This window comes from Streptomyces albidus (ex Kaewkla and Franco 2022), from assembly GCF_013870515.1.
Taxonomy (GTDB): Bacteria; Actinomycetota; Actinomycetes; order Streptomycetales; family Streptomycetaceae; genus Streptomyces; species Streptomyces albidus.
The window spans coordinates 1-3554 of the sequence record NZ_JACBXA010000392.1 but is presented as its reverse complement, the minus strand read 5'-3'; the positions used below and the strand labels follow the sequence as shown (position 1 = coordinate 3554).

Below are 3554 nucleotides of genomic sequence, written 5' to 3'. Positions count from 1 at the left end.
GGCCCCGCACCCCGGGGCCCTCTTGCCCCCGACCCTCGTCACGCGTCTTTTCCGGTTCGTTCTCGGGACTCACAGGGCCCTCAGCGGTCCCGCTGTCTCGTTCCTCCGGACCGCCTTCCCCCGGGCCGGGCTCGGGTCCGCCCTCGGGCTGCCTGACACCGGAGCTGGGCCACTTGCGGGTGTCACGGGGCGCCACGTACGGCTCCTCCTGAACGGGATGGCCGCCGCTGATCGCGCGTTGCCGGGCCAGTTCGGCGTCGAACTCGAGGCCGAGCAGGATGGCGAGATTGGTGATCCACAGCCAGACCAGGAAGATGATGACCCCGGCCAGCGTGCCGTAAGTCTTGTTGTACGAGCTGAAGTTGGCCACGTACACGGCGAAGCCGGCGGATGCGGCCAGCCAGATCACCACCGCCAGGGCGCTGCCGGGTGTCACCCAGCGCAGCCCGCGCCCCTTCACATTGGGCGCGCCCCAGTAGAGCAGCGCGATCATGAAGGCGATGAGCAGCAGGAGCACCGGCCACTTCGCGATGTTCCAGACGGTCAGCGCGGTGTCTCCCAGGCCGAGCGCATCGCTCGCCTGCCGGGCGAGCGGGCCGGTGAAGACGACGAGCAGCGTGCTCACGGCGAGCAGGACCATGAGCAGCACCGTCAGTCCCACCCTGACGGGAGTGACCTTCCAGGCCGGACGTCCCTCGGGAAGGTCGTAGACGACGTTCGCCGTACGGATGAAGGCCGCCACGTAGTTGGAAGCCGACCACAGGGCGCCCAGCAGACCCACCACCGCAAGCACGCTCGCGGTGCTGCTGCTGTTCTGAAGGTTCCGGACGGCGTTCTCGACGATGTCGCGGACGGGGCCAGGGGCGAACTTCGAGACGTTGCCGATGATCTTGTCGGTCGCCGATTTGCCGATGATCCCGAGGACGGAGACGAGCACCAGCAGCGCCGGGAAGATCGACAGCACGGCGTAGTACGTGAGCGCTGCCGCTCTGTCCGACAGCTCGTCCTCCTTGAATTCCTTGCCCGTCCGGCGCAGGACCGACTTCCACGAGCGGCCGCCCAGCTGCGTGGGCTTGTCGGCGGCGGCACGCTCGGTCCCGGCGTCGGGGCCTGCGACGGGCTTCTCCGGCCGGTGGCCGTGGTTCTCAGTACCTGACATGCCGGAGCGGGTCACCGGGCCCGTGCGGGCGAACCCCCGCCCGGGCCATTCTCACTCCAGCGACACGGTCAGGCTGCGGCCTTGGCCTTCGTGGCGTAGATGTCCACGTACTCCTGGCCGGAGAGCCGCATGACCTCGCTCATGACCTCGTCCGTGACGGCGCGCAGCACGTAGCGGTCGCGGTCCATGCCTTCGTAGCGCTTGAAGTCGAGCGGGTCACCGAAGCGGACGGAGATGCGCCGGCCCGGTGCGGGCCGCGGCAGGCCCTTGCCGCCGGGCTGGATGGCGTCGGTGCCGATCATCGCGAACGGGACCACGGGAGCACCGGTCATCAGCGCAAGGCGTGCGATGCCCGTACGGCCGCGGTAGAGGCGCCCGTCGGGGGAGCGGGTGCCCTCCGGGTAGATCCCGAAGATGTGACCCTCCTCCAGCACGCGCCGCCCCGTCATCAGCGCCGCGACACCGCCGCGGCCGCCGTCCCTGTCCACGGGGATCATCCCGACGCCGGTGAAGAACCACGCCATCAGGCGGCCCTTGAGGCTCCTGCCGCTGACGTACTCGTCCTTCCCGATGAAGAAGACCTGACGGTCGGTCACCAGGGGGAGCACCATGGAGTCGATGAACGTGAGGTGGTTGCCGGCCAGAATCACCGGACCGGAACCGGGAATTCGCTCCGCCCCTTCCACCTGCGGGCGCAACAGCACGCGCAGTAGCGGGCCGAGCAGTGCCTTGATCAGACGGAAACGGGACAACTCTTCCTCCGGTCGGTGACGTCGGGCGCAGACTTGCGCAGGTGAAGACGATACTCGCCACTTGAACCGGACCGCACACCGGGTTAACCGCACCGATACGCAGAGTTGACATGACGCGGGGCCAGTTGCTCCCTCGTGCCGCCGTCCCGAAGCGCGTCCGGGTGTCATCTGAGCCGTGTTTCCCGCATGTTCGGCCTTAAGCCTCCCCGGCGTCGTGGAGCCGGATCTACGATCAGCCAGTCGTCCGCCCGGTCCCGTAGTGCACCGGGCGGACGCGACATGACGAGACGAGCTGAGGAGAGCCCATGGGTCAGGAGCAGCAGCCGGGTCGGAGACTCGTGCTCGGAGCAGCCGTACTGGGCGCCGCAGGCGCAGCGACGGTGGGTTCGGGCGGGAGTGCTTTCGCGGAGGAGAAGGCGGGGGGACGCGAGAAGCATCCGGGTGGCCGGCTGCCGGTGCCTGCTGTCGTGGCACACCGCGGGGCGAGCGGATACCGCCCTGAGCACACCTTCGGTTCCTACCAACTCGCCCTCGACATGGGCGCGGACGTCATCGAGCAGGACCTCGTGCCGACCAAGGACGGTCACCTCGTCTGCCGCCACGAGAACGACATCACCGCGACCACGAACGTCGCCGACCACCCGGAGTTCGCCGGCCGCAAGACGACCAAGACGGTCGACGGTGCGGCGCTGACCGGCTGGTTCACAGAGGACTTCACCCTTGCCGAGCTGCGCACTCTGCGCGCCAAGGAGCGCATCCCGCAGACGCGGCAGCGCAACACCCTCTATGACGGGCGCTGGGAGGTGCCCCTCTTCGAGGACGTCCTGAAGTGGGCCGAGAAGGAGGGCAAGCGGCGCGGCCGTCCCGTGTGGCTGCACATCGAGACCAAGCACCCCACGTACTTCCGCAAGCTGGGTCTGGAGCTCGAGCCGCGGCTGGCCAAGCTGCTGCGCGCGTACGGACGTCACCGCGCGCACTCCCCGAACTTCGTCCAGTCCTTCGAGCCCAGCAGCATCCAGCGCCTGAAGAAGCTGGTGGACTGCCCCGGCGTCTGCCTGCTGGACGCGCTCACCTCCCGTCCCTGGGACTTCGTCGAGGCGGGTGACCCGCGCACGGTCGCCGACCTGGTCAAGCCCGAGGGCCTGAAGTGGATGGCCCGCTTCGCCGACGGCATCGGGCCCGTCGTGGACCTGGTCATCCCGAAGAAGCCCGACGGAAGCCTGGGGGAGCCGACCACGCTGGTACGGGACGCGCACGCGCAGAACCTCGTCCTGCACCCGTACACGATGCGCAACGAGAACACCTTCCTGCCGCTCGACTTCAAGCGGGGGACCGACCCCAACGCCTACGGGGACTCCTTCGGGGCCTTCCGTGCCTACTTCGCGACAGGCATCGACGGCATCTTCACCGACAACCCGGACACGGGGCTGCTGGCCGCGGCCGAGTTCCGCAAGGGCTGACGAAGGACTGAGAAGGACTGACGAGGGTCTGAAATGGCCCTGAGCGGTCCGTACGCGTGGCGGTGCGTCACCCGCAAGGGTGGCGTCGCCGCCACGCGGCAACCGCACCGGGACGCCCTTACGTCCGCCCTTCAGGTACGCGATGGGGAAGAGGCATTCCAGGGCCAGGACGCCGTGCGCCAG

3 protein-coding genes are annotated in these 3554 nt (G+C 68.8%); 1 reads left to right on the top strand and 2 read right to left on the bottom strand.

Annotated features, from left to right (window positions below; translation table 11 throughout):
• Both H5J26_RS29420 and H5J26_RS29415 read right to left on the bottom strand, forming a co-directional pair.
• A partial coding sequence (locus tag H5J26_RS29420; RefSeq protein ID WP_181769009.1) for a YihY/virulence factor BrkB family protein occupies window positions 1-1159 on the bottom strand: 1159 nt, incomplete at its 3' end.
• Between the two features lie 68 nt (window positions 1160-1227).
• Window positions 1228-1911, bottom strand: a complete 684-nt coding sequence (locus H5J26_RS29415; RefSeq protein ID WP_181769008.1) for a lysophospholipid acyltransferase family protein — start codon at window positions 1909-1911, stop codon at window positions 1228-1230.
• A gap of 305 nt (window positions 1912-2216) precedes the next feature.
• On the opposite strand from H5J26_RS29415, the gene H5J26_RS29410 reads away from it, so the two are divergent.
• Entirely contained in the window at window positions 2217-3371 is a 1155-nt protein-coding gene (locus tag H5J26_RS29410; RefSeq protein ID WP_181769007.1) for a glycerophosphodiester phosphodiesterase, read from the top strand.
• The last annotated feature ends 183 nt before the right edge of the window (window positions 3372-3554 follow it).

Bases quoted from the DNA above. Each gene is read 5' to 3' on its own strand.
- H5J26_RS29410 (WP_181769007.1), top strand. From the start codon at position 2,217: ATGGGTCAGGAGCAGCAGCCGGGTCGGAGACTCGTGCTCGGAGCAGCC.